Origin of the sequence: Microbacterium sp. ZW T6_19, from assembly GCF_044987465.1 — a bacterium.
GTDB lineage: Bacteria > Actinomycetota > Actinomycetes > Actinomycetales > Microbacteriaceae > Microbacterium > Microbacterium natoriense_A.
Genome location: NZ_JBJDRH010000010.1, coordinates 107,539 through 131,708, shown reverse-complemented (window position 1 = coordinate 131,708; position 24,170 = coordinate 107,539). Strand labels below are relative to the sequence as shown.

The window sequence follows — 24,170 nt, the reverse complement described above, 5'->3', positions numbered from 1 at the left end:
GGTCACTCGATTTCTCGTCGTCAGTTCAGGGCGGGAAGGCCAGCCGGAATCGCACCTGTTCCGTACAGGTCGGAGGCGAGCTCCTGCAGGGCGGTCAGCGCGACGCGCTGAGGAAGAGGGCCGTACGAGATGCGAGCCACGCCGAGCGCCTCATACGCTGCGGCCGTGAGGGCGCCAGGAAGACCGATCACGCTCACCTTGCGCTCGCCGATGCCCTCCACGAGCTGCCGGGTGATGTTCGCATCGAGGATTCCCGGAACGAAGACGGCGGTGGCGCCCGCGTCGAGGAACGCCCGTCCGCGCTGGATCGCGTCGGCGACGCTCTCCTCGACGGGACGGCCGCCCCCGCGGACGAAGGCATCGGTGCGCGCGTTGAGCGCGAAGGGCACGCCTTCAGCCTCTGCAGCCTTGATGATCGCCTCGACCGCTGCGACGGATTCGGCGAGCGGCTTCAGCCGGTCTTCGACGTTCGCGCCGACGACTCCGGCTGCGATCGCGAGGCGGGTGGTCTCCCCCGCGTCGCCGTAGCCGTCATCCAGATCGGCTGTGACGGGAACCCGGACCGCTGCTGCGATCCGCCCGACCATATCGATCATGACGTCGCGAGGTGTGCTCCCGTCGTCGTAGCCGAAGGACGCCGCGATGCCGTGCCCGGCGGTCGCGATCGCCTTGGTCTCGGGCAGCGCTGCGACGGCGCGGGCGCCGACGACGTCCCACACGTTGACGACCCGAAGGATCTCGGGGGCGTCGTAGAGGTCGATGAGGGTCTGAGCTTTGGCTGCGGTGGTCATGCCCTCCACGCTAGTCACTTCTGCGGGAACCAGGCGTGAGTTTCTGTCTTGGTCGTCGAGCGGCGCAGTGATCGAAACGGGGTAGATCCCGTGTTGGTCGTTGAGCGAGCACAGCGAGATGAAACGGGTGGGTTTCGGTTGGTTGCGACCCCGTGATCTTCGGGTGCGTTTTGGACTCTGATCTGGGCGATGAATGTCGGTGGCCCCGAGCATGATGAGGGTATGAAGGTTCTGGTCGAGATGAGCGAGGAGCAGGTGGGCGCGTTGGGCGCGGTCACCGGGATGCTCGTCGATGTCGACCGGACGATCAGCCAGCTCCTCGCGGTCAAGGACGGTCTACTGGCGTTGGGGTCTCGGCTCGCGGTGGAGATCGGAGAGGATGCAGTCGCCGCCATCTGCGCGGGCGACGCGACCGGCGTGCACAGCACCGGCGCATCGTCGACGAACATGTCCGCCGCTTCCTCCGCCGTCGCAGGTTCCGCCTCGGCCATGGATACCTCGGCCACGGACGCCTCGACCACGGCCGCTTCCGCCACGGGCGCTTCGGCGAAAGACTCGGCCCTGCCGGGGTCAGCCGCAGCGGAGGCAGTGGAGCTGGCGGGGCGAGCGGTCGCGGCAGAGCTCGCAGCCGCGCTTCGGGTCAGCGACCGGACCGTGCAACACCGGATGGGCGAGGCGGCCGCGGTCGTGTCGGAGTTCCCTCAGGTGTGGCGGGCGCAGGGCGCGGGACGGATCAGCGCCGCCCACACCCGGGCGATCATAGACGCGGGCGCGTACCTGGATGACCAGGGGTCGCGTGCTGTCTACGCGGAACAGATGATCGGATTCGCGGAGACCACCTCCCCGAACAGGGTCTCCCGGATGGGCCGGCGGGTCGCCGAGCGCTTCCAGCCGCGTCCTCTCGACGCCCGCCACCGTGACGCCCGACAGCGTCGGCGGGTCTGGGCATCGGACCGCCCCGACGGGATGGCCATGCTGGGCATCTTCGGCCCCGCCGCGCTCATCCACGGGGCGCACGACCGGCTCACCGCCCTCGGCCTCACCCTCCTCACCAACCCAGACCGTCCAGCCGGCGACACCCGCTGCCTGGACGAAGTCCGATGCGACCTCGCCCTCGACCTGCTCCTCTCCGGCACTCCGGCCGGGCACGACCCCGATGGGCTGCTCGCTGACATCCGCGGGACGGTCACCATCACCGTCCCCGCCGCTACCCTCTCCGGTACCGGCGCGACTCCCGCGGAACTGAACGGCCGCACGACGATCGACGCGGCCACCGCCCGCCGCCTGGCCGCAGCCGCATCCGGATGGGATCGGGTGTTAACCCACCCGACCACCGGCGCCGTGACCGCGGTAGACCGGTACCGACCCTCTGCCGACCTGAAACGATGGCTGCTGGCCAGAGATCAACGCTGCCGATTCCCCGGCTGCGGACATCCCGCCCGAGAATGCGACATCGACCACACGAAGGATGCCGCGACCGGCGGCCCGACCTGGGCCGACAACCTCGGAAACCTCTGCCGCCGCCACCACGTCGCCAAACACCAGACCCCCTGGACCGTCGAACAACTCCACGAAGGGACCTTCGCCTGGACCAGCCCCACAGGACGGGTCTACCTCGACCACCCACCACCCCCGAACACGGTCGTCGCAGACGACAGCACCCCGCCCTTCTGATGACCACGCGCCCGTCGCAGGTGGGGTGCGCGATCCGAGCGGCCCGGCGGCTATGACGAAAAGACCCCGGTGAATGCCTGCAGCCTGGTGACGTTCAGCCCCCGGGGCAATCGCCCGTCGTTCCGTAGCAGACGGGATGATCGTCATGGACGACCGGTGCCGGGTCTGGAATGAAGCGGCCTTCGGGCACTTGGAAGACGAACGCCGCGATGATCGTGCAGACGAGCACGACCGCGGACGTGATGATGAGCCCCCGCCGTCGGCGCACGATCGCCAGTGCCATGGCCAGCGCCAGCGCGGCGATAGCCAGCCCGGCCGTCCACTCGTAGCGCGCGACCTCTTCCGTCGTCGGCGGCTCCGCGACATCCCAGATCGAGAAGTACACACCGAACCAGCCCACCGGCAACGCGAAGAAGAGAGCGACCCCCACCACGAGGCAGAACAGAATCGCAGGCGCGACTCGCTGCTCTCGCCGCCGTCTTCCGCCATCATCCGCTGGGTCGGTCCCACCGCCCGTCGCCGTCGAATCTGCAACTCCCTGTCGCCCGGCCGCCGGTACCAGCACTTCCTTTGCGGGACGACGCACATGAATCACTCCGGCGATCGAGCCCAGCACAGCTGCGCAGCACAGCGTCAAAGCCTTCCAGCCCGCAACGATGAAGAGCACTACGCCGCCGGCCGGTCCACCGATCTGCACGACCGCCGTCGCCGCGGCGATCAGAAGCGCCGCAGCGACGGCCGCCAAAGCGAGCCGTGCATCGCTTTTGCCCACGTACGGCAGAAGAAGCACCACCACCGCGGCCCAGATCAACACCTCCGGCTGCGGCACCAGCGAGGCCAGCGAGAAGCCGCCCATCAGCCCAGTCACGATCAGCGTGCCGATGCTCATCCCGATCAGACCGACGAGCCCTGTGACGATCGCCTGCCTGCGGGCGCGCGTGTACGACTTCGCTGCGCTGCCTTCTCCGGCGGACATGACCCGAAGCCTACTGCGACCGCGTACTGCTGCGGGATCGCGGTGTCCGCCGCCCGGGACGTCGGCCCGTCATGCGGATCGGCTTAGGGTGGGGGCATGCCCCAGCGTCGATCCCATGTCGCCCCGTCCGCCGCGCAGACCGAGCTGGCCGCAGCCCTCTCCGGCTTGCGCGTGAACCTGGACGCCCCCGTCGAGTTCCCCACCGCTGTGCTGGCCGAAGCCGAGCAGGCCACGGCGAGCCAGCCCGAACTCGACCTGCGCGACATCGCCTTCGCCACTCTCGATCCTGAAGGCTCGCGAGACCTCGATCAGGCATTCCACCTCGAACGAGACGGTGACGGTTACACCGTTCGCTACGCGATCGCAGATGTGCCATCATTCGTCGCTCCCGGCGGAGCAGTGGATGCCGAGGCGCGCCGACGCGGTCAGACGCTGTACGCCGCCGACGGGACGATTCCGCTGCACCCGACAGTCCTGAGCGAGGACCGCGCGTCGCTGCTGCCGGGCGTCGACCGGCCGGCGTTCGTCTGGACGTTCTCGCTCGACTCCGCCGGCGCGGTGACCACCTTTCGCCTGGAACGCGCACTGATCCGCTCGCGCGAGCAGTTGGACTACGTGAGCGCTCAGGAGTCCCTCGATCGTGGCGAAGACGGTGCTGTGACGCTGCTCCCCGTGATCGGAGCACTGCGGATCGAACAGGAGAAGTCGCGAGGAGGGGCCAGCCTGAATCTGCCCGACGAGGAGGTCGTTCGCGCGCCCGACGGCGCATACGCGATCGAGCGACGCCAGCCGCTCCCGGTCGAGGACTGGAACGCGCAGCTGTCGTTGATGACCGGCATGGCCGCCGCCTCGCTCATGCTCGACGCGAAGATCGGCGTGCTGCGCACGATGCCGCAGCCCGACGAGAAGTCATTCGACGCCTTCCGTCATCAGACCGCCGCGCTCGGACGTCCGTGGACGACCGGTCGATACGGCGATTACCTGCGCGAGCTCGACCGCGCGGACCCGCTCACACTTCCGATCCTCGAAGCCGCGGCATCCCTGTTCCGCGGAGCCGGCTATGTCGTCTTCGACGGCACAGCGCCGGCCGACGCGATGCAGGCCGCGATCGGCGCACCCTACGCGCACACGACCGCTCCCCTGCGTCGGCTGGTCGACCGGTGGTCTCTGACGATCTGCCTCGCGATCTCCCGCGGAGAAGAGATCCCCGACTGGGTCCGCGAATCGCTGAACGAGCTGCCTGCGCTGATGCAGGAGTCCGCACAGCGTGCATCGAAACTGGACTCGGCGACGATCAACTGCGTCGAGGCGGCGCTCCTCACCCCCTTCGTCGGCACGACCATCGACGCCACCGTGATCGCGGTGCGCGACGACCGGGCCACGGTGCAGATCGCCGAGCCGGCGGTGACGGCATCCGCTCCCATCCCGGCCGGCACGGCCGCAGGCAGCGTCGTCCGCCTCTCGGTCCGGAGCGTGGACATCGCCGAGGGGAAGATCGAGCTCGTCCCGTGACCCGGTGGGATCGCGACCTGCTCACCGCCGGGCAGGCAGAACTCGTCCGTGGATGGCTTCTCGAGCCAGAGCTCGTCGACGACCTGTCGTGGGGCATCGTCGACTCCACCGTGCTGCATGTGCGTGCCCGGGGCGCCGATCTCATCGTCAAAGCCGGCGGCCCCGGCAACCATCATCTGGGTCGTGAGATCGACGCGCACGAAGGAGCCACTTCACTCTTGATCGACCGCGGTCTCGCTGCCCCTCTGCGGCACGCCGACCGGGATGCGCGCGTCATCGTCCTCGACCACCTGCCCGGCGTGCTCGCGGCGGGATCGGCATTCGAGTTCGATCCCGACATCCACCGGCAGGCCGGCGCGGCTCTCGCGCTGTTCCACGCCGGAGCAGGGCGCCTCGACCCCGACTACGAGCGCCGGGTCACCGACCGCACACTCGCCTGGCTCGACGGCCCGCACCGCATCGAACGGGCGGTCGAGAACGCCGTGCGCAGGCTCCTCGCCGAGAGGCATGGAGGCGCAGTGCGAGTGGTCCCGACGCATGGGGACTGGCAGCCGAGGAACTGGCTCGTCGATCGGGGCGGGTTGCGCGTCATCGACTTCGGACGCTTCGCCTATCGCCCTGCGTCCACCGACCTCTGCCGTCTGGCCGCTCAGCAGTGGCGCGACCGGGCAGATCTCGCAGACGCATTCGCCGAAGGGTATGGATCCGATCCTCGCGAAGATCTGCTCTGGCCGATCGAGCAGCTTCGCGAAGCGGTCGGCACCGCCGCCTATGCCTTCCGGATCGGCGACCCCGACTTCGAAGCCCAGGGCCATCGGATGCTTCGCGAGGCGCTGCGATCCATCTGAGGTCGTGCGACATAGGCTCGGCAGCATGACCGTCTCGCCGTATGTCACAGGGCTTCGCGCTCACGTCGGGCACGACCTTCTGCTGCTCCCCGCAGTGACAGCGGTGATCCGTGACGGTCATCGCTACCTTCTAGCCAAGCACCGAGGGGCGAGTGTCTGGGGCACGATCGGTGGCGCGATCGAACCCGGAGAGGAGCCGGCCGACGCGGTCGCCCGGGAAGTCCTCGAGGAGATCGGGCTTGCACCGCAGGTCGGCTCGATCGTCGGCGCCTACGGCGGGGAGGACTTCGTCTTCGCCTATCCGAACGGCGATCGGGTGAGCTACATCACCATCGCATTTCTCTGTGCGGTTCCGCGCGGATCCCGGTTCACGTTCACGGATGACGAGCTGTCCGAAGCCCGTTGGTTCACAAGAGACGAGATCGCGACTCTCCCGCGCGAGGTCTGGGTCGACCGCATTCTGGACGATGCAGACCGAACCGAGCGCTGACGCGCCTCAGGCCGCAGGCACCGCTGTCGTGGTCATCACCAGCAGCTGAGGGTCGCTCAGGTCGAGCATGATGGAGATGGATGCGAACTCCGTCAGAGACGACACATGGGTGCCGCCGCACAGGATCTCGGCTTTGCCATCGGGCAGTTCACACACCCAGGTGCGGCGGTCCACGATCGTCGGCCCATCGGTGACGATGCTGCTGATCGCACCCGAAGCAACCCAGACGGCGAGCTGCGCGTTGACGGATGCCTCTCGCTCGGAGAGCGTGGCTGCGAAGGTCTCCGTGTCGAACCCCGCCCGGCGCAGACTCTTGCCGAGCCGGTACTCGTCGACCGATCCGTCTTCGTGGATGCGGCTGGTCTGGTTGGCACGTCCCTCGAAATCGGGGTAGCCGAGAGCGTCCACCCCAGGATCCTTGCGCCACAGGTCCGCGAGTGCGAGGTCAAGGGCCAGCGACGCGAGGTGACACGCAGTGTGTCCACGGCTGAGAGCCGCGCGGCGGGCGGCACCGACCGACAGGCCGACTGAGAGGCCGGGAACGAGCCATTCGGGTGCATCACCGGCCAGACGATGTCCGACGAGCCATGTCCACCCCTCGGCTCCGCGTTTTACGGGGATGTCGGCACCGACGGAGAACTCTCCCTCGTCGCTGATCGCGGCCATCACGGCTTCCGTGATCTCCACGCTCGCGTCGTCGCTCGAGATCGTTCCTGCGTCACCGGGCTGATCGGGCCAGGTGTGATCGACGGGGTGGAACGGTGTCGCGTCGACGACGATCACGCTTGCCCCGTCGCCAGGGACGACATGGAGGACGCTGCCGCTGCCCTCGAGGGCACCGGCAGCGAAGGTCACGAGAGTGGACGAAGGCATGCAGCTCCTAGACAGAACACGAACGGGTGTCGGCGAACAGATGACCGCGCTCAGTGCGCAGGCGGGATGGTGAAGCTTGCGACCTTGTCGCCTTCGACGACGAAGATGCCGTCGGACTCGCCGTTGAAGACGCGGCTCGACCAGCCGAATCGCACGTGCGTCGTGTCGCCGTCCGTCTCGGAGGACAGCACGGTCATCCGCGCACCGGCGCCGATGGCGTCGCTGACGGCCCAGGAGCGGACTCCGTCGGGACCTGATTTGACCGTGCCCCAGTCGCTCACGAAACCGTCGGGAGCGAACGCCGCGACGAACGCCTCGGTGTCGGCCGTGTTGATGGCATCGACCATGGCCTGGACGGGCGTGGGAAGTACGGGTGCGGACATCATCGTCTCCTCATCATCTCGGCGGCGCTCAGGCCGTCTCGAACTCACCGACCACGGCGACGCGCACCGTGATCTCGGGAATCGTCAGCTCGTCCCGTGCGCCTCCGGCCGCACCGCGGGCGGCCGGCATGCCGTGACCGCCCGTCTCACGCAGCGTGACAATCCTGCTCACGGATGTGCTGAGAGCGGAGGCGAAATCGTCTGCCTTCGCCCGAGCATCCTGAACCGCGACGATACGCAGCTCGCGAGTCGTCCGCGACCGCGTCGCATCGGTGAGTGCCCAGTCGGTCGATATCGTGGCGCCGATCGCGCTCAGGTCCGCGACGACCTCGGCCACGAGATCGAGTCGCGCGAGCTTGATGCGGACGGTCCCGCTCGTGACGTGATCCTGATGCTTGTTGCCGTCCTTGTCGGTCCAGACGCGGACGTTCGTCGTCAGCACATCGATCGAATGCCACGTGGCGGCGCCGGTACCTCGCAGGGCTGCCGCGCGCTGTGCGATCTGCGCGTGCACGGCGGCTCCGAGTTCCATAGACCGATCGCGCTTCGCGTGCGCGATCGCCACCCTGGCGGTCAGAGTCGCCCGCTCTGCGACGATGTGACGCTCGCCGAGTCCGTCGACCGTGATCGTCGTCATGCAGTGACGACCTGTGCAGTGCCGAGTGGAGCATCCGGCCCGAGCTCTGCGGCGATTCGATTCGCCTCTTCGATCAAAGTGGCGACGATGTCGGCCTCCGGCACCGTCTTGATCACCTCGCCCTTGACGAAGATCTGGCCCTTGCCGTTGCCCGATGCCACGCCGAGGTCGGCTTCGCGCGCCTCGCCGGGTCCGTTCACGACGCAACCCATCACCGCGACCCGCAGCGGGACGGTCATGTCCTTGAGGCCCTCGGTGACGTCTTCCGCGAGCGTGTACACGTCGACCTGCGCGCGACCGCACGACGGGCACGACACGATTTCGAGCTTGCGCTCGCGAAGGTTCAGAGACTGCAGGATCTGGTGGCCGACCTTGACCTCTTCAGCGGGCGGAGCCGAGAGCGAGACGCGGATGGTGTCGCCGATTCCCTCGCCCAGCAGAATGCCGAAAGCCGTGGCGCTCTTGATCGTGCCCTGGAACGCGGGGCCGGCCTCGGTGACGCCGAGGTGCAGGGGCCAGTCGCCCCGCTCGGCGAGCTGGCGATACGCCTTGACCATGACGATCGGGTCGTTGTGCTTGACCGAGATCTTGAAGTCGTGGAAGTCGTGCTCCTCGAACAGGGAGGCTTCCCACACGGCGCTCTCGACGAGCGCCTCAGCCGTGGCCTTGCCGTACTTCTGCAGGATCCTCTTGTCCAGGGAACCCGCGTTCACACCGATGCGGAGCGAGACGCCCGCCGCCTTCGCTGCCTCTGCGATCTTGCCGACGTTGCCGTCGAACTCGCGGATGTTGCCGGGGTTCACGCGTACCGCGCCGCATCCGGCATCAATCGCCGTGTAGATGTACCGCGGCTGGAAGTGGATATCGGCGATCACGGGGATCTGGCTCTTCATCGCGATGATCTTGAGCGCGTCCGCATCGTCCTGATGCGGTACCGCCACGCGCACGATCTCGCACCCCGATGCCGTGAGCTCGGCGATCTGCTGGAGGGTGCCGTTGATGTCCGTCGTCTTCGTCGTTGTCATCGACTGCACGCTCACGGGAGCGTCTCCCCCGACGAGCACCTTGCCCACCTTGATCTGACGGGACTTGCGACGAGGGGCGAGGACTTCGGGGATCTTCGGCATCCCAAGGTTCACTGCTGGCACGCCTCAAGCCTACGCCGCCTGGATGCACGCGGGCTGGATGACAGCAGCACGTCACGAGCCGGGGGCGGGCCCTTGCGGTGTGATAGTTTTCACCACATGTCCGCGAACCGCACCTGGTGGCCCGCCTCTTAGGCGGTGTGTTCGCGTTCCCACGAATCCAGACCGCCTTCCGGGGCGGTTTTTTCGTTTGAGCCGCGCCTCTTCCCCGCACAGGAGACATCGATGACCCTCTCACGCCTCGCCGAGCTCAGCGCCGACCCTGGGGCATCCTTCGTACTGATCGCGCGCGACGGCGCCGACACCGTCGAACTGCTCTCCGGAGACGTCGTCGACGTCGATCTGCTCGCCGACATTCCTCTTTCTGCAGGCGGCACGCCTCACGAGGTCTTCGCCCTCGTGCCATACCGCCAGGTGCGCGAGCGCGGCTTCGTCGCCCAGGACGACGGCGCCCCTTTGCGCTGCATCGTCATCGACGAGCACCTGCGTCTTCCGACGGCCGCGCTTCTCGACGCACTGCCGGCGGATGCCGTACCCCTGCGCGACGCCGGATTCGACATCGCCGACGATGAGTACGCCGCGATCGTGGAACGCGTGATCGCCGACGAGATCGGTCGTGGCGAAGGAGCCAACTTCGTGATCCGGCGTGATTTCACGGCGAACATCGACGTCGACGACCGCACAGCCGCGCTCACCTGGTTCCGGGCTCTGCTCACCCATGAGCGCGGCGCGTACTGGACCTTCGCCGTCTTCACCCCCGGGCACATCGCGGTGGGTGCGAGTCCCGAGGCGCACGTCGTAGCCCGCGAAGGCGTCGTCACGATGAACCCGATCTCGGGCACATTCCGTCACCCCGCCGGGGGTGCGACCAAGGAGACGCTGGTCGAGTTCCTCTCCTCGACGAAGGAGACCGAGGAGCTCTTCATGGTCGTCGACGAGGAGCTGAAGATGATGAGCGCCGTGTGCTCGGACGGCGGTCGCATCACGGGTCCGCATCTCAAGGAGATGTCGCGGCTCACGCACACCGAGTACATGCTGCGCGGTCGCAGCCGACTCGATCCACGCGACATCCTGCGCGAGACCATGTTCGCCCCGACCGTCACGGGTTCGCCCATGCAGAACGCCTGCGCCGTGATCCGTCGGCATGAGCGGAAGCCTCGCGGGTACTACTCCGGCGTCGCCGCTCTGTTCAGCCCGAACGACGAGGGCGGGCACGACCTCGACGCCCCGATCCTCATCCGCACCGTGTACCTGCGAGACGGCGCACTGAGCGTCCCGGTCGGCGCGACCCTCGTGCGGCACTCCGATCCCTACGGCGAGGTCAGCGAGACGCACGGTAAGGCGGCCGGCGTGCTGGGCGCCATCGGAGCCGTCGACCGTGATCATGACGCCGATGCACGCAGCGATGCCGACGCTCCGACAGCACCACCGCAGTCGCTCGCTGCTGACGAGACGGTCGCGGCGCTTCTCGCCTCGCGCAACGCCCGGCTGGCCGATTTCTGGCTCAACCCGCAGGGCGAGGACTTCACGGGTCCGTTCACAGGCCGCTCCGCCCTCGTCGTCGATGCCGAAGACCGGTTCACGACGATGCTCGCGCATCAGCTGCGCCATCTCGGCCTCGAAGTCACGATCTCGGCGTGGAGCGACGTGACGGATGCTGCGATCGACGCCGCCGATCTCGTGGTCGCCGGCCCCGGCCCCGGCGATCCCCGCGACGAGGACAACGCCCGGATCGCACGGATGCGGGACGTCGTCGCGCGCCGGCTCGACGGCCGCGCTCCCCTCCTCGCCGTGTGCCTCAGCCACCAGATCCTCGCTGACCGTCTCGGCATCGAGCTCGCTCCACTCGACACCCCGCACCAGGGATTGCAGAAAGCGGTTCCCGTGTTCGGCGAGGACGCGTCGATCGGGTTCTACAACACATTCACCGCGCGAGTGGCCCCTGGCACGACCGCCGTCGGCGCCGCGGAGGTCTCGGCGGACGCGGCCACCGGCGACGTGTATTCGCTCCGCGGCGAGCGCTTCGCCTCGATACAGGGCCACCTCGAGTCGATACTGTCGCGCGACGGCATCCGCACCCTCGAACGGCTCACCGCCCACGCACTCGCCTGAGCTGGGGCGGGATGTCTCGACTCGTCTGCGGCGTGCTGGACGACCGGAGCGCGGTCAGCCCCCGAGGATGTCGATCGGGTTGAACAGGTCGGCGGCCAGCAGAAGGGCGCCCATCGCGATCAGCACAGTCGCCACGACGACGGTCAGCGGCACGAGCTTGGTGGCATCCACGGGTGCGGGCGGCGGACGACGGAAGATCTTCGCCCACACCCGCTTGATGCCGTCCCACAGCGCGACGATGATGTGTCCACCGTCGAGCGGCAGCAGCGGGATCATGTTGAAGACGAACAGCGCGATGTTGAGCGAGCCCAGAAGACCCAGCAGCCCTGACAATCGGCTCAGGACCGGAGCGTCGGTTGCCGCGACCTCACCGGCGAGGCGTCCCACGCCGATGACGCTCAGCGGTCCGTCGGGATCGCGCTCACTACCCGTGACGAGTGAGACGCCGACGTCCCACAGCTTCACCGGCAGGTTCACGATCAGCGAGGCGACGCGCGCCGTGCTGTCGGCGGTCATCTGCGGCCCCGCTGTCAGCGGCTGCTGCACGAAGCCCATCTGAGCGCCCATCCCGACATAGCCGACGGTCTTCACGACCTGCACGCCCTTGTCGTCGACGACGGGCCGCCCACCCGCATCGGTGATGCTGCGCTCGGCAGCGATCGGCGTCACCGTGAGGTTCTTCGCCTCGCCGTCACGATCAACGACGACGGCGAGGTCCTTCCCCGGCGACGCCTGCACGATCGCCGTCGCCTCGGCGAAGGTCGACACCGGGGCACCGTCGATCGACACCAGCACATCACCCGGCTGGATCCCCGCCTCCGCCGCCGGCGACTTCGGGTCGTCGGCCGTGCACTCGGTCGCCGTGGAACCTGCCGGGAGCACGCATTCGCTCACCGAGGCGATAGTCGTGGTCCCCTGCTGCACGCCGATGCCCGAGACGAGCACCGTGAAGATCACGGTCGCCAGGATCAGGTTCATGACCGGGCCGCCGAGCATCACGACGACGCGCTTCCAGACCGGCAACCGGTAGAAGACCCGGTCCTCCTCGCCATCGGCGATCGTCTCGTCGTTAGCGGTGCGGGCATCCTGCACGAGCGTGCGGAAGATCCCCTTCGCGGGGCCCGTCGTCTTCGATGCCGGGTACATCCCCGACATCGAGATGAATCCGCCCAGCGGCAGCAGTTTGAATCCGTACTCGGTCTCGCCGATGCGCTTCGACCACAGACGCGGGCCGAAGCCGATCATGTACTGGCCGACGCGCACGCCGAAGAGCTTCGCAGGGAGGAGATGGCCGACCTCGTGCAGGCCGATCGACAAGCCGAGGCCGATGAGCATGAACAGGATGCCGCCCACATAGAGCAGTGTTTCCACACGCCCACGCTAGTGGGCCCAGCCTAGGAATCCGCCCATACCGCCTAGGCTGGTTCCGTGACGACCCGCCAGCTGCGACTCCTGCGCGCGGCTTCGGCGTCGGCTGTGGCGACATTGCTGGCCGCGGTGTCGCACACCTTCGCCGGCGGAGCAGCTCCGCATCCGCTGCTCGTAGTCTCTGCAGCCGTGCTGCTCCTCCCTCTCGCCGCCGCGCTGATCGGCGCACGGGTGTCGAAGTCGAGAATGGCGCTCACAGTCCTCATCAGCCAAGCCGCATTCCACGTCGTGTTCCAACTGCTCGGAGCACCGACCGGCTCGGCGGTCGAGCTCGGACATCAGCACGGGATGCTCCCGCTCGGTCCGGTGTCGATGGCGGCCCTCCCCGACCTCGCGATGATCGCGGGGCACGTCCTCGCCGCCGTCGCCACAACAGCCCTGCTCTGGCACGGCGAGTCCCTGGTGCGCATGATCGCCGGGTGGATGCTCGCACTCGTGCAGCATTCAGACCTCACAGTTCCTGCCGATCACCGCCGTCCTGCCGCACTCGTCTCGCACCGGCACCCGCTCATCCACGCGGCGCACAGCTCCGCCGTCTCCCGCCGCGGCCCCCCGCTCCTCTCCTGATCGCACTGCGCCCGCTCTCGCCGGCGCTCATCCCGCGGGTTCTCGCGCCATTCCGCGCGCCCGCTTCCTCTGCAATCAAGGAGTTTCACCATGCGTTCCACCACCACGCTCACCGTCGGTCTCATCGGCGGCGCTCTCATCGCGATCGCCGCGCCTCTCGCCGCGAGCGCCCACGTCACCGTGACCCCGGACGAGATCGCCGCGGGCGAGCACGGCGTGCTCACCTTCGCCTTCTCGCACGGTTGCGAGTCGTCGCCGACGACCTCGCTGAAGATCACGATGCCCGAGGGCCTCGCCTCGGTCGCGCCCACCATGGACAGCGATTGGTCCATCGATGTCGAGCGAGGAGACGACGGCCTGGTCAGCGCCGTCACCTATACCGCGGTCACGCCGGTGCCGATCGATCTCCGAGGAGCCGTGAGCATGTCGATCGGCCTCGATGAGGACACCCCCGAGACGCTCGCCTTCCCCGTCGTGCAGACGTGCGTCGAGGGAAGCACCGAGTGGACCCAGCTCGCGGAAGACGGCGAGGACCCGCACAACCTCGACAACCCGGCGCCCGTCGTCACGGTCGCCGCGGCCGAGAGCGACGGGCACGAGAGCGGGCACGGCGGCACGGACGCGGCGGCAGCCGAATCCGCCCCCGCTCCCGACCCTCTGGGCGGGATCCTGGGCGGAACCGGTCTCGCCGCGGGGCTCGCCGCGCTGGTGATCTCCGTTCTCGCCTACCGACGCCGCGCCTGAACAGTCGTCCGCTCCCGCCGCGTGGCGGGAGCGGACGTCGTGCCGATCCGTTCATCCCGCGTGGCCGTGAGAACATGGAGGGGACATGTCGATTGAACAACAACCGAGCCTGCCTCCCGTGCTCCGCCCCGCGAACCCGCCCCGGCGTGAGCTGTCCGAACTCGCCACACGATTCGCCCGTGATGTGCGCGGCGACCTGACCGGAATCGCGCTGTCGGGGATCACCCTCGCCACCGCCGACCTGCGCGCAGGCGAGGCGTTCGTCGCGATCCAGGGCGTGAACCGCCATGGTGCCGAGTTCTCCGTGACCGCTGCGGAGAAGGGCGCGGTCGCGATCATCACCGATGCCGCCGGCGCCGATATCGCCGCGCCGGCCGGACTCCCGATCATCGTGGTCGACGATCCTCGTGGCGTTCTCGGCGCACTCAGCGCGTGGGTCTACGGCACCGGCGCCGACGACAGCCTTCCCCTGCTGTTCGCCACCACCGGCACGAACGGCAAGACCAGCGTCTCGCACCTGCTCGAAGGTGTCCTCGACCAGATCGGCGTCGTCACCGGCCTGTCGTCGACTGCCGAACGGCACATCGCCGGCGAAGTCATCGTGTCGCGTCTCACCACGCCCGAAGCGTCCGAGATGCATGCACTGCTGGCCCTCATGCGCGAGCGCGACGTCGAAGCTGTGGCGGTCGAGGTCAGCGCCCAGGCGCTCTCGCGCCATCGCGTCGACGGCATCCTCTTCGATGTCGCCGGCTTCACCAACCTCAGTCACGACCATCTCGACGACTACGCCGACATGGAGGAGTACTTCGAGGCGAAGCTGCCTCTCTTCCGGCCCGACCGCGCCCGCCGCGGCGTCGTCTGCCTCGACTCGCCGTCCGGTGCCACCGTCGTCGAGCGCACCGAGATCCCCGTCGTCACAGTCGGAACCCCCTCGATCGCCGCGGATCGCGCTGCTGCTGCGCGCGCCGACTGGGTCGTCACGATCGACGACGAGCGCGCCGCGGGCACGACTTTCACGATGACCGGGCCCGCAGGAGTGCTCACGACGACCGTGCCCGTGATCGGGCCGCACATGGCCGCGAACGCAGCGCTCGCGATCGTCATGCTGCTCGAAGGCGGCTACGCCTGGGACCGCATCGTCGACGCGCTCGATCGCGATGGCGGCATCCGCGCCTACCTGCCGGGCCGCACACAGCTCGTCTCGGGCGAGGCGGGCCCCGCCGTGTTCGTCGACTTCGGGCACTCCCCCGATGCCTTCGAGAAGACTCTCGCCGCGGTCCGACGGGTGACGCCCGGGCGGGTGCTCATGCTCTTCGGCGCCGACGGCGATCGCGATGCCAGCAAGCGCTTCGACATGGCGCGCACCGCCGTCGAGGGAAGCGACATCCTAGTCGTCACCGATCACCACCCGCGCTTCGAGGACCCCGATTCGATCAGGGCGACGCTCGTCGAGGGCGCGCGCAGAGCACGACCGGATGCCGAGATCCACGAGTACTCTCCCCCGGAGAAGGCGATCATCGCCGCTGTCGACCTGGTCGGCGAGGGTGACGCGATCCTGTGGGCAGGTCCGGGACATCAGGACTACCGCGACATCCGCGGAGTCCGCACGCCATACTCCGCGCGCGAGCTCGCCCGCCGAGCGCTGAAGGCCGCAGGCTGGCCGGTGCCCGAGTCGCACTGGCCGGTCCCGTACCCGCCCGAGGACTGAGCCCGGCTCTGTCCTCGATCGAGGGCGGTGAGAGGAACGCCTCGCGCCGGTCGTGAAGCGAGCGCAGCGAGACGAACGCCCCGCACCGCGGTCAGGACGCGGCGATCAACGCATCCGCCTTGCGGCGCGCCCAGAGCTCGGCCTCGCCCAGGGATTCGACGGTCAGGGCGGCCGGTGGCTCATGCGCGTCCACCACACGGGCGATGGTGTCGGTGATGCCAAGGAATGACAGCCGCCCCTCGTGGAAGGCGTCGACCGCCTGCTCGTTGGCCGCGTTGTAGACCGCGGGGAACGTCGCGCCCGCTCGGCCGACCGACTTCGCCAGCGCGACGGCGGGGAATGCCGCATCGTCCAGCGGTTCGAAGGTCCAGGAAGTGGCCCGCGTCCAGTCGAGCGGACGCCCAACGCCGCCGACGCGATTCGGCCAATCGAGGCCGAGCGAGATCGGCAGCCGCATGTCGGGCGGCGACGCCTGCGCGATCGTCGATCCGTCGATGAACTCGACCATGGAGTGCACGATCGACTGCGGGTGCACGACCACGTCGATGTCGTCGTAGTCGATGTCGAACAACAGGTGGGCTTCGATGACCTCGAGGCCCTTGTTCACGAGGGTCGCGGAGTTCGTGGTGACGACGCGGCCCATGTCCCAGGTCGGGTGAGCGAGAGCTTCCTGTGGGGTGATGTCCTGCATCTCGGCGCGAGTGCGGCCTCGGAAGGGACCGCCGGATGCCGTCACCACCAGCCGCCGGACCTCGTCGTGCGTGCCGCTGCGCAGTGCCTGGGCGAGCGCGGAATGCTCGGAGTCGACCGGCACGATCTGCCCTGGCGCCGCGGCGGCCTGCACGAGGTCGCCTCCGACGATGAGCGATTCCTTGTTGGCGAGAGCGAGCGTGCGCCCTGCTTTCAGTGCGGCCAGGGTGCACCCGAGGCCGATGGACCCCGTGATGGCGTTGAGCACCACGTCGGCGTCGACGTCGCGCACCAGCTGCTCGGCGTCGACCGCGCCCAGAGCCGTGTCCTCGACCCGGAACTGCTGTGCCTGTTCGGCGAGCATCTCCGCGTTCGTGCCCGCGGCGAGGCCGACGAGTTCGAAGCGGCGCGGGTTGGCGCGGATGACGTCGAGCGCCTGCGTGCCGATAGAGCCGGTGGAGCCGAGGACGATGATGCGACGCATGCCGCCAGCCTATGACACGCCCTCGGCCCCGCCGCGACTACTGGGCGGCGACCTCGATCGGAGTCGTGCCGAGAATGTCCACGACGAACACGAGGGTCTCGCCCTTCAGATCGGTGTCGTTGATCTCACCCTCGCCATAGCCGTCCTTCGGCGGCATGACGACGACCACCTGCGAGCCGACCTTCTGACCCTCGAGCGCGGTCTTGAAGCCGGTGACCACGCTCGTGGTCTGGAACTGTGCGGGCTCGGCGTCGCGGCCCCAGCTGGAGTCGAACTCAGTGCCGTCCGACCACTTCACACCGCGATACTGCACCGTGACCAGATCGCCGGATGCCACGACGGGTCCGTCGCCCTCCTTGAGAACCGCGACCTGCGTCTCGGTGGGCGCGTCTCCGTCGGGAATCGTGATGGTCGGCGAGCCGGATTCGTCCAGCTTGACCTCGGGCATGCCCTTGGTCGCGTCGACATCGCTGCCCGAGGCTGTGGTCGGGAGCTCGGCGACGGTTTCGATGTAGAGAACGCTCGGGTGCGTCTCAGCACTCGACGCCGGGAGCGTCAGGACGACGCTCGACCCGATCGGAAGGCACTCCGCGGCCACCGTGAAGACGGTCGACTGAGTCGGATCCACCATCTGCTGGGGCTGCTGCACGGCGAGCAGAGCAGGCAGCACGCCGTCCTGTCCGCGCGCCGAAGTGCTCAGCACCTCGTTCGTGGTCGCGTCGATGAGCTGGTAACGCAGCGAGACCAGGTCGCCGGGCATGACGTCGTCGCCCTCGCCCTTCACCACGACCGAGCGCTCAGCGTTCGCGATCTCCGTCCCCGCAGGAACCGTGACCTTGGCGGCGGCCCCCGTGCCGTCGACGGTCACCGCGTCGGACCCGGTGCCGGGCTGCAGGTCGGCGAGGCAGGAGCTCGACGCCGTGGGCTCCGGCGTGCCCGAGGATTCGGGCGCCGAGCTGCCGGAGCATCCGGCCAGGAGCAGGGTCGCCGCAGCGACGGTTGACAGGACGAGAAGCGGACGCTTGCGCACGGTGAATGACCTCGGAATCGCTGGTGGGAGACACCCCATCCTCTCGCATCCGCCTTGGTTCGCGCTGAACGGCACGACTGCCCGCTCGCATTCCCGTAAAGGCATGCGTTGCGGAGTACCCTTTCCGAATGACCTCTGAGCAGTCCGTGGAGCCCGAGCCGTCGCCTGCAGAGACCGCGAAGCCGCGCCACGCGGGGTTCACCTACACTCTCGGACGCAGTCTGATCAGCCCGCTCGCCCGCCTGGTCTACCGGCCCCGGATCGAGGGTCGGGATCTCGTTCCGCTCGACGGGCCTGTGATCTTCGCGAGCAACCATCTGTCGTTCATCGACTCGATAGCCATCCCTGTCGCCGCGCCTCGCCCTGTGCACTTCCTCGCGAAGTCGAGCTACTTCGAGGGCACCGGCGCCAAAGGCTGGATGAGCAAGACGTTCTTCGAAGCCATCGGCGCGATCCCCGTCCGGCGCGGAGCTGGCCAGGCGGCTCTCGACGCGCTCGACCTCCAGCGCCAGCTGCTCGACGAGGGCCTCGCGGTCGCGCTCTACCCCGAGGGCACGCGCTCGACGGACGGGCGACTCTACAAGGGCCGCACCGGTGTCGCCTTCCTGGCCCTGCAGACCGGCGCCCCGGTGGTTCCGGTCGGCCTGATCGGCACAGACAAGGTGATGCCAGTGGGCGCGAAGATGCCGACGCTCTCGGAGCGCATCACCGTGAAGTTCGGTGCGCCGCTCGATCTCGCACCTCACGGTCCCGCCACGAGCGGCAAGGCACGACGTCTCGCCACTGACGAGATCATGGCCGCCATCCACGCGCTCTCCGGCCAGGAGCTCGCCGGCGCCTACAACGAGGCCCCGGCCCAGGGCACGATCGAGAAGATCAGGCAGGCTCTTCCGCACGAGCGGCGGTAGCGAGACCCACTCACGAGGCGGCGGTGACCGTCGCCTCGTGCCGCACGGGGAAGTTCATCGAGTTCGCGATGAAGCACCATTCGTTGGCCTGGGCGTGCGCTCTCTCGGCTGCCTCGATCATCGATTCCTCGGAGACCACGACCTCCGGTCGCAGCATCACCTCGACGAAGGCTCCTCCCCCGCGTCCGTCCTCGCGCATCAGGCCGGACGCCGTGTCGCGATAAGAGACGACGACCACTCCCGCGGTCACACAGGCGTGCAGGTAGGACAGCAGATGACACTCCGAGAGGGACGCGAGCAGCAGGTCCTCCGGGTTCCATCTGGACGGATCCCCGCGGAACGGCTTGTCGCTGGACGCCAGGATGTCTGGTTTGCCCTGGACTTCGAGCGTGACGTCTCGGCGATAGTCGCGATATCCGCTCGTGCCGGTGCCCGTGTTCCCGGTCCAGGTCGAGGTGAGTGCGTAGCGGTGCTCTCCGAGAGCGGTGTCTGCCATCCCCCCAGTCTGCCACCGGCGTCCGATCACGCCGGGTAGTCTTGGCAGGTGCTGGAGACTTTCACCATTCAGGATGCTGTTGAACTCGCGGTCGTCGAACGGAGCGGATTCGTCGAATCCCGCCATGCGGGGGCCGCCGTCGTCCTCTCCCCCGATGGAGAGGTGGTCGCCCGCCACGGGAATGCGGACGCCCTGATCCTCCCCCGCTCCAGCCTCAAGCCGCTGCAGGCCGTCGCCTGCATCACCGCAGGGGCTCCGCTCGAGGGCGAGCAGCTCGCGATCGCGACCGCGAGCCACGTCGGCACCGACCGGCACGCCGCGGTGGTCCGCGACATCCTCACCCAGGGAGGTCTGAACGAGGACGACCTGGGGTGCCCGGTGTCATGGCCGACCGATTCGGCCACACGCGACGAGCTCGTTCGCGAGCATGGGGTTCCGACCCGCATCCGCATGGGCTGCTCCGGCAAGCACGCAGCGATGCTGCGCGCCTGTGTCGCGACGGGCTGGCCGACCGACGGCTATCTCGACCCTTCGCACCCTCTGCAGCTGCACATCCGCGAAGTCGTCGAGCGTCTCAGCGGAGAGAAGGTCGCGCACACCGCCATCGACGGGTGCGGCGCCCCCGTGCACGCGATCACCTTGACCGGTCTCGCTCGGGCGATCCATCGCATCGGCAGCGCGTCGGAGCGCTCGCCCTTCGCGCTGCACAGGGTGGCCGGATCCCTCGTCCGCGCTGTTCGCGAGAGCCCGTGGACTATCGAAGGGCCCGGACGGCCCGACACGGTCGCGATCGAGAAGCTCGGCGTGTTCGCCAAGTACGGAGCGGAGGGCGTCATGGTGATGGTCGCCCCCAACGGGACCACCGTCGTGCTCAAGACCCTCGACGGCTCGACGCGTATCGGCACTCTGGTCGCCGCGACCCTGCTCTCCCGCGCGGGCGCCCTGACCAGTGCCGAGGTGGACTCTCTCGCCGCTGAGCTTCCGCTGGTCGTACGCGGTGGAGCCGCAGAGGTTGGCGCGATCCGGGTGAGCCCGCTCCTCTGAGGATCGCTCACCGCGACATCAACTCGGGAAGCACGACACGCTGCGGCTGTTCGGCGTCACGCAGCGACCATGCCCGGCCCGCGTGCAGATGTGCGAAGGGCGGAGTTTCGCGGACGCCCGCGAGTTGCCGCAGGTCTGCCGGATTCTCTGCCCGGATCAGTACTTCGCCGTGCGCTCTGATCCGTTGCCAGATCTGCCAGTTGCGCTGCCAGGTGTCGGAGTCCGCGACGAGGATCGCCGGTCGTGCCGAGTCCGACGGCTCCAGCGGGGCGAGCACGACCTCGCACCCCGGATGCGCCTCCTGCATCGCCCGTGCCACGGCGTGGGGGCCCGATGTGACGACGGCGGTGAACTGCGCCGACGGCGTCCAACGCATCGGATGCGGGGCCGGACTGCTCGGAAAGCCCTCTTCGTCGACCCAGGCGATCTGGACGTCACGCTCCCCCAGCGTCGCACGCCCCGGGGCTCTGTCTCGATCGAACGTCGCCGATTCTCCGCCCGCGGCCAAGTGCTCCACACGGCTCGGCATCCGCAGCAGGGCACGTCTCGGCAGAGCATCCATCAGCCGTCCCACTGCACCCGATGCTCTGGTCGCGGTCAGCACGAACGTGGTCTCCGCGCCGGCGCGGAGAATCTGCTCCCACCGCTGCGCGAACACCTGCGCGTGCTCCGGCGGCAGGTCCGCAAGCAGAGCGTCGAGATCGTCGCACAGGATGAGATCCGGCGCCGTCGTACGTCGGTCGGAAAGATCCGCGACGACGTCCCACGCGGCCTCGACGTCCGCAGGAAGCCAGAGCGCCGAAGGATGCTGATGCCGAATCAACCGAAGCAGCGAGGTACGCCCTGAACCGGAGCCGCCGAGGACCGCGAGCCCCCGTTCGACACCCACCCGCAGAGTCTGCACCGGCTGTCGCTGCCGCTCAGGTTCATCCGCTTGACCGAGGACCAGATTCCCGGGCGGCGGCGCAGGCAGCTCCGCGAGCCTGACGAGAGGCCGCAATGCGGGCAGCCACGGGCTCTGCGCTGCTTCTGCGTCCGCCCAGGTCACCGCGGCAGCACGCAGATCCGCGGCCCTGGTCAGCGCCACACGCATGGCGATCGGCTCAGCGTCCTGGGGACGCCGTACGAGAGCCAGACCTCGCGACGCCGCACCACCGGGCAGTTCGGCCGCCGCGTCCGTGCCGATCACGAGCCGGCTGTCTGAGGGATCGCCGACACGCAGACTCACGCGGAGGGGGCAGTTAGCGGCAAGCGCGTCGCGGATCACTCCGGAGGCCCGCTGCGTGCCGATCACGAGGTGCATGCCGAGCGCCCGCCCGCGGGCCGCGATATCGGTGAACACCGCGCCGAGATCAGCATGCTCCTGGAGCAGCGCCGCGAACTCGTCCACGACGATCACCAGCCTCGGCATGTCAGAGTCGCGCACATCGCGAACCCCCGCGGAGGCCAACGCGCTCTCACGCCGACGCAATTCGGCCGTGAGGCTCGAGACCCCCCGTCGCGCACCCGCCTCGTCGAGGTCGGTGATCACGGCCGCGACCTGCGGGAGCTCGCGCAGCGGCTCGAACGCCGTGCCTCCTTTGAAATCCGCGAGCACGAAAAGAACACGTTCGGGACCGTGCGCCGAGGCCATCGCTGCCACCCAAGACACCAGCAGTTCGCTCTTGCCCGTGCCGGTGGTCCCCGTGACGATCGCGTGCGGGCCGTCTTCGACGATGTCGACGACCACCTCGTCGCGCTCGTTCCGTCCGATGGTCGCGGGCAGCCCGCTCGACCCGGCGTGCTGTGCGAGATCGCTCAGCGCGACAGCTGTCGGCAGCACATCGATGTCATCCTGCCCCTCGGCCCTCGTCGCCGAGATCGCCGCCGTCTGCGCGACCGACACTCCCTCTGCGGAGACTTCGGCGATCCCGTGCGGAGTCCGCAGCGACGCCCGTCTCGGCTCGACGACATCCAGGACGGTCGTCACGCCCTCCGGCACCTCGTCGGTCGCCGTGCCGATCCAGATCACCGACTCGGCCTGCGGCCTCGGCTCACCGATCCGCGCGACGCCGACGCGCAGCGCCTCCCTTCGCGACGAGGCTCCGAATCCACCGATGCCCCACTCGTGCATGCGCTCTCCGACGATCGCGACCTGCGCCGCGCTGAACCGCAGGCAGAGCTGCACGACGAGTCCTCGCATGACCGCCAGAACCAGGGGCTCGGGACCACGCAGACACACGCCCCCTCCGAGGGGGACGGCGATGGGCGAGTCGTCGAGACGACCGCAGCGCTTCTGAAACGCTCTCGCGCGATCGTCATCACCGCCGGACGACCGGATCTCGCTGCGTGCTCCGCCTCGGCCCACGACGAGGAGAGTGGCGGCATCCGCTCCCTCGGGGCCGCGCAGCGGCGGTCGCCGCATCGCGGACGCCGCATCGGGACACCTCAGGTCCTGCAGCGCTCGTTCTTCATCGTGTCTGCGCACGAGCTCGTCCTCAGCTCGCTCCCACGCCGCCTGGTTCTCGATCTCGGCGATGCGCCGCGCCCTCCTACGGGCCCTTGCGCCGTCGATCAGCGAGGCCGCGATCATCAGCGGGCCGAGGGCGGCGAAGCACAGGGCGAACAGCGAGCCGGTCACCAGCCACATCACCACGCCGCCGGCGACGGGGACGAGCGCAGCCATGAAGGGCATCGGCGGGCGCTTCGCTTCGGCGGGCGCGGCGGGAATCGCGATCGTCAGGGAGTCCATACCCACAGTGCACACCATCGTGCACCACGATGTCGGCGTTATCCCCAGCGTTCGCCGGAGATCACTCGCTATTGCTCAGAAGGCGCGTCTGTGGAGGAAGAGTCGTCGTCGACCTGCACGATCACAAGCGTCACGTTGTCTCTGCCGCCGTTCTCCAACGCGGCGGCCAGCATCGCGTCCACCGCGGCGCCGGGGTCGGCGTTCTCCTTCAGGAAGTGCTGGATACCGTAATCGGTCAGCTCTTTCGTCAACCCGTCGGAGCAGATCACGAAGCGGTCGCCGTCGCGCACGTCGATGGTCACGTAGTCAGGGGCCGTGAGCTCGCTGGCTCCGACGGCTCGCGTGATCACGTTGCTGTAGGGATGCCCCTCGGCCTCATCGGGGCTGATCTTTCCGGCGGCGATCAGTTCCTGAACGACCGAATGATCGGTGGTCACCTGGACCAGGCGATCGTCGCGGAGAAGGTAGACGCGTGAATCCCCGATATTGAGCGCCACCCAGTGCGCGTCGTCACCCTCTGACTCGAGGAACACTCCCGTCAGGGTGGTGCCGGTGCCCTCATCGGTCGTCTCCGGGTGAGCGGCGATGTCGCCCACGACCAGTTCGAGCGCACTCTCGATCCGCTCCCGGCTCACCTCACCCCCATCCAGCAGCGCCTCGAGACGAGCGATCGTGCGCTGGCTGGCGATCTCGCCTCCCGCGTGCCCGCCCATGCCATCCGCGACGATGAACAACGGATACTCCGCGAAGAAGGAATCCTGGTTGGTGTCACGACGCAGGCCTACATCGGTGACGCCGGCCCAAGACAACCGGAATCGCTTCGGCCCAGCAGTGATGCCGTGCGTCTTCGTCGTCGTCTCAGCCACGTGCCGCCTCCGAACTGCCTGCGGCGATTCGGG

At 68.5% G+C, this 24,170-nt stretch carries 22 protein-coding genes; 10 read left to right on the top strand and 12 right to left on the bottom strand.

Annotated elements, in window-relative coordinates; all coding sequences use genetic code 11:
• Positions 1–20: 20 nt before the first annotated feature.
• The gene (locus ACI3KT_RS15355; RefSeq protein ID WP_307296163.1) at positions 21–791 is read right to left on the bottom strand and encodes an isocitrate lyase/phosphoenolpyruvate mutase family protein; all 771 of its coding nucleotides are present in this window, start codon (positions 789–791) and stop codon (positions 21–23) included.
• 222 nt (positions 792–1,013) lie between these two features.
• Here ACI3KT_RS15355 and ACI3KT_RS15350 point away from each other — a divergent pair, with 222 nt between their 5' ends.
• A complete protein-coding gene (locus ACI3KT_RS15350) occupies positions 1,014–2,465 on the top strand; it encodes a DUF222 domain-containing protein (protein WP_404905372.1) in 1,452 nt (483 codons plus the stop codon).
• 94 nt (positions 2,466–2,559) lie between these two features.
• Here ACI3KT_RS15350 and ACI3KT_RS15345 read toward each other — a convergent pair whose 3' ends face one another.
• Entirely contained in the window at positions 2,560–3,441 is an 882-nt protein-coding gene (locus tag ACI3KT_RS15345) for a hypothetical protein (protein ID WP_404905370.1), read from the bottom strand.
• A 96-nt stretch (positions 3,442–3,537) separates the two neighbouring features.
• Here ACI3KT_RS15345 and ACI3KT_RS15340 point away from each other — a divergent pair, with 96 nt between their 5' ends.
• From ACI3KT_RS15340 to ACI3KT_RS15330, 3 genes are read left to right on the top strand one after another with little or no spacing between them, the layout of a single operon-like run.
• Positions 3,538–4,953 (top strand): RNB domain-containing ribonuclease, encoded by a 1,416-nt coding sequence (locus ACI3KT_RS15340; protein WP_404905368.1) that lies wholly within the window; start codon positions 3,538–3,540, stop codon positions 4,951–4,953.
• Entirely contained in the window at positions 4,950–5,801 is an 852-nt protein-coding gene (locus ACI3KT_RS15335) for a phosphotransferase (protein ID WP_404905366.1), read from the top strand. Before ACI3KT_RS15340 ends, ACI3KT_RS15335 begins: the two co-directional genes overlap by 4 nt.
• Positions 5,802–5,826: 25 nt before the next feature.
• Positions 5,827–6,291: an NUDIX domain-containing protein gene (locus tag ACI3KT_RS15330; RefSeq protein WP_404905364.1), complete on the top strand. Its 465-nt coding sequence runs from the start codon at positions 5,827–5,829 to the stop codon at positions 6,289–6,291.
• 6 nt (positions 6,292–6,297) lie between these two features.
• On the opposite strand, the gene ACI3KT_RS15325 is transcribed toward ACI3KT_RS15330, so the two are convergent.
• Genes ACI3KT_RS15325 through ispG form a run of 4 tightly spaced genes read right to left on the bottom strand, consistent with a single transcriptional unit; the run spans position 6,298 to position 9,332 of the window.
• Positions 6,298–7,164: a hypothetical protein gene (locus tag ACI3KT_RS15325; protein WP_404905362.1), complete on the bottom strand. Its 867-nt coding sequence runs from the start codon at positions 7,162–7,164 to the stop codon at positions 6,298–6,300.
• A gap of 50 nt (positions 7,165–7,214) precedes the next feature.
• Positions 7,215–7,547 carry a nuclear transport factor 2 family protein gene (locus ACI3KT_RS15320; protein WP_404905360.1) on the bottom strand — a complete coding sequence of 111 codons (333 nt, stop codon included), beginning with the start codon at positions 7,545–7,547 and terminating at the stop codon, positions 7,215–7,217.
• A 28-nt stretch (positions 7,548–7,575) separates the two neighbouring features.
• A complete protein-coding gene (locus tag ACI3KT_RS15315; protein WP_292905733.1) occupies positions 7,576–8,184 on the bottom strand; it encodes an SIMPL domain-containing protein in 609 nt (202 codons plus the stop codon).
• Positions 8,181–9,332, bottom strand: coding sequence for a flavodoxin-dependent (E)-4-hydroxy-3-methylbut-2-enyl-diphosphate synthase (ispG, locus tag ACI3KT_RS15310; protein WP_404905357.1), 1,152 nt, complete (start codon positions 9,330–9,332; stop codon positions 8,181–8,183). Before ispG ends, ACI3KT_RS15315 begins: the two co-directional genes overlap by 4 nt.
• A 222-nt stretch (positions 9,333–9,554) precedes the next feature.
• On the opposite strand from ispG, the gene ACI3KT_RS15305 reads away from it, so the two are divergent.
• Positions 9,555–11,441, top strand: coding sequence for a chorismate-binding protein (locus tag ACI3KT_RS15305; protein ID WP_404905354.1), 1,887 nt, complete (start codon positions 9,555–9,557; stop codon positions 11,439–11,441).
• A gap of 54 nt (positions 11,442–11,495) precedes the next feature.
• Here ACI3KT_RS15305 and ACI3KT_RS15300 read toward each other — a convergent pair whose 3' ends face one another.
• Positions 11,496–12,812 carry an RIP metalloprotease gene (locus tag ACI3KT_RS15300; RefSeq protein ID WP_292905727.1) on the bottom strand — a complete coding sequence of 439 codons (1,317 nt, stop codon included), beginning with the start codon at positions 12,810–12,812 and terminating at the stop codon, positions 11,496–11,498.
• Positions 12,813–12,869: 57 nt separating this feature from the next.
• Here ACI3KT_RS15300 and ACI3KT_RS15295 point away from each other — a divergent pair, with 57 nt between their 5' ends.
• From ACI3KT_RS15295 to ACI3KT_RS15285, 3 genes are all read left to right on the top strand, one after another.
• Entirely contained in the window at positions 12,870–13,436 is a 567-nt protein-coding gene (locus tag ACI3KT_RS15295) for a hypothetical protein (RefSeq protein ID WP_307296130.1), read from the top strand.
• Positions 13,437–13,526: 90 nt separating this feature from the next.
• Positions 13,527–14,180 carry a YcnI family protein gene (locus tag ACI3KT_RS15290; RefSeq protein WP_307296129.1) on the top strand — a complete coding sequence of 218 codons (654 nt, stop codon included), beginning with the start codon at positions 13,527–13,529 and terminating at the stop codon, positions 14,178–14,180.
• Positions 14,181–14,265: 85 nt separating this feature from the next.
• Positions 14,266–15,888, top strand: coding sequence for a Mur ligase family protein (locus ACI3KT_RS15285; RefSeq protein WP_404905351.1), 1,623 nt, complete (start codon positions 14,266–14,268; stop codon positions 15,886–15,888).
• Between the two features lie 91 nt (positions 15,889–15,979).
• Here the strand turns inward: ACI3KT_RS15285 and dxr are convergent, their stop codons facing one another.
• Entirely contained in the window at positions 15,980–17,062 is a 1,083-nt protein-coding gene (gene dxr, locus ACI3KT_RS15280; RefSeq protein ID WP_292905719.1) for a 1-deoxy-D-xylulose-5-phosphate reductoisomerase, read from the bottom strand.
• A 37-nt stretch (positions 17,063–17,099) separates the two neighbouring features.
• Positions 17,100–18,092 (bottom strand): FKBP-type peptidyl-prolyl cis-trans isomerase, encoded by a 993-nt coding sequence (locus tag ACI3KT_RS15275; protein ID WP_404905348.1) that lies wholly within the window; start codon positions 18,090–18,092, stop codon positions 17,100–17,102.
• 128 nt (positions 18,093–18,220) lie between these two features.
• Between ACI3KT_RS15275 and ACI3KT_RS15270 the strand changes: the two genes are divergently transcribed.
• The gene (locus ACI3KT_RS15270; protein WP_292905715.1) at positions 18,221–19,000 is read left to right on the top strand and encodes a 1-acyl-sn-glycerol-3-phosphate acyltransferase; all 780 of its coding nucleotides are present in this window, start codon (positions 18,221–18,223) and stop codon (positions 18,998–19,000) included.
• Positions 19,001–19,010: 10 nt separating this feature from the next.
• Here ACI3KT_RS15270 and ACI3KT_RS15265 read toward each other — a convergent pair whose 3' ends face one another.
• Positions 19,011–19,496 carry an OsmC family protein gene (locus tag ACI3KT_RS15265; RefSeq protein WP_292905713.1) on the bottom strand — a complete coding sequence of 162 codons (486 nt, stop codon included), beginning with the start codon at positions 19,494–19,496 and terminating at the stop codon, positions 19,011–19,013.
• 48 nt (positions 19,497–19,544) lie between these two features.
• On the opposite strand from ACI3KT_RS15265, the gene ACI3KT_RS15260 reads away from it, so the two are divergent.
• The gene (locus ACI3KT_RS15260) at positions 19,545–20,540 is read left to right on the top strand and encodes an asparaginase (RefSeq protein ID WP_292905711.1); all 996 of its coding nucleotides are present in this window, start codon (positions 19,545–19,547) and stop codon (positions 20,538–20,540) included.
• 7 nt (positions 20,541–20,547) lie between these two features.
• Here the strand turns inward: ACI3KT_RS15260 and ACI3KT_RS15255 are convergent, their stop codons facing one another.
• Together ACI3KT_RS15255 and ACI3KT_RS15250 are read right to left on the bottom strand one after the other, a co-directional pair.
• Positions 20,548–23,271, bottom strand: a complete 2,724-nt coding sequence (locus ACI3KT_RS15255; RefSeq protein ID WP_404905345.1) for an FtsK/SpoIIIE domain-containing protein — start codon at positions 23,269–23,271, stop codon at positions 20,548–20,550.
• 68 nt (positions 23,272–23,339) lie between these two features.
• Positions 23,340–24,137 carry a PP2C family serine/threonine-protein phosphatase gene (locus ACI3KT_RS15250; protein WP_307296112.1) on the bottom strand — a complete coding sequence of 266 codons (798 nt, stop codon included), beginning with the start codon at positions 24,135–24,137 and terminating at the stop codon, positions 23,340–23,342.
• Between the last annotated feature and the right edge of the window lie 33 nt (positions 24,138–24,170).

Bases quoted from the DNA above. Each gene is read 5' to 3' on its own strand.
- dxr (WP_292905719.1), bottom strand. From the start codon at position 17,062: ATGCGTCGCATCATCGTCCTCGGCTCCACCGGCTCTATCGGCACGCAG.
- ACI3KT_RS15340 (WP_404905368.1), top strand. From the start codon at position 3,538: ATGCCCCAGCGTCGATCCCATGTCGCCCCGTCCGCCGCGCAGACCGAG.
- ACI3KT_RS15350 (WP_404905372.1), top strand. From the start codon at position 1,014: ATGAAGGTTCTGGTCGAGATGAGCGAGGAGCAGGTGGGCGCGTTGGGC.
- ACI3KT_RS15345 (WP_404905370.1), bottom strand. From the start codon at position 3,441: ATGTCCGCCGGAGAAGGCAGCGCAGCGAAGTCGTACACGCGCGCCCGC.
- ACI3KT_RS15285 (WP_404905351.1), top strand. From the start codon at position 14,266: ATGTCGATTGAACAACAACCGAGCCTGCCTCCCGTGCTCCGCCCCGCG.
- ACI3KT_RS15255 (WP_404905345.1), bottom strand. From the start codon at position 23,271: ATGGACTCCCTGACGATCGCGATTCCCGCCGCGCCCGCCGAAGCGAAG.
- ACI3KT_RS15355 (WP_307296163.1), bottom strand. From the start codon at position 791: ATGACCACCGCAGCCAAAGCTCAGACCCTCATCGACCTCTACGACGCC.
- ACI3KT_RS15290 (WP_307296129.1), top strand. From the start codon at position 13,527: ATGCGTTCCACCACCACGCTCACCGTCGGTCTCATCGGCGGCGCTCTC.
- ACI3KT_RS15305 (WP_404905354.1), top strand. From the start codon at position 9,555: ATGACCCTCTCACGCCTCGCCGAGCTCAGCGCCGACCCTGGGGCATCC.
- ACI3KT_RS15315 (WP_292905733.1), bottom strand. From the start codon at position 8,184: ATGACGACGATCACGGTCGACGGACTCGGCGAGCGTCACATCGTCGCA.
- ACI3KT_RS15330 (WP_404905364.1), top strand. From the start codon at position 5,827: ATGACCGTCTCGCCGTATGTCACAGGGCTTCGCGCTCACGTCGGGCAC.
- ACI3KT_RS15270 (WP_292905715.1), top strand. From the start codon at position 18,221: ATGACCTCTGAGCAGTCCGTGGAGCCCGAGCCGTCGCCTGCAGAGACC.
- ACI3KT_RS15265 (WP_292905713.1), bottom strand. From the start codon at position 19,496: ATGGCAGACACCGCTCTCGGAGAGCACCGCTACGCACTCACCTCGACC.
- ACI3KT_RS15320 (WP_404905360.1), bottom strand. From the start codon at position 7,547: ATGTCCGCACCCGTACTTCCCACGCCCGTCCAGGCCATGGTCGATGCC.
- ACI3KT_RS15325 (WP_404905362.1), bottom strand. From the start codon at position 7,164: ATGCCTTCGTCCACTCTCGTGACCTTCGCTGCCGGTGCCCTCGAGGGC.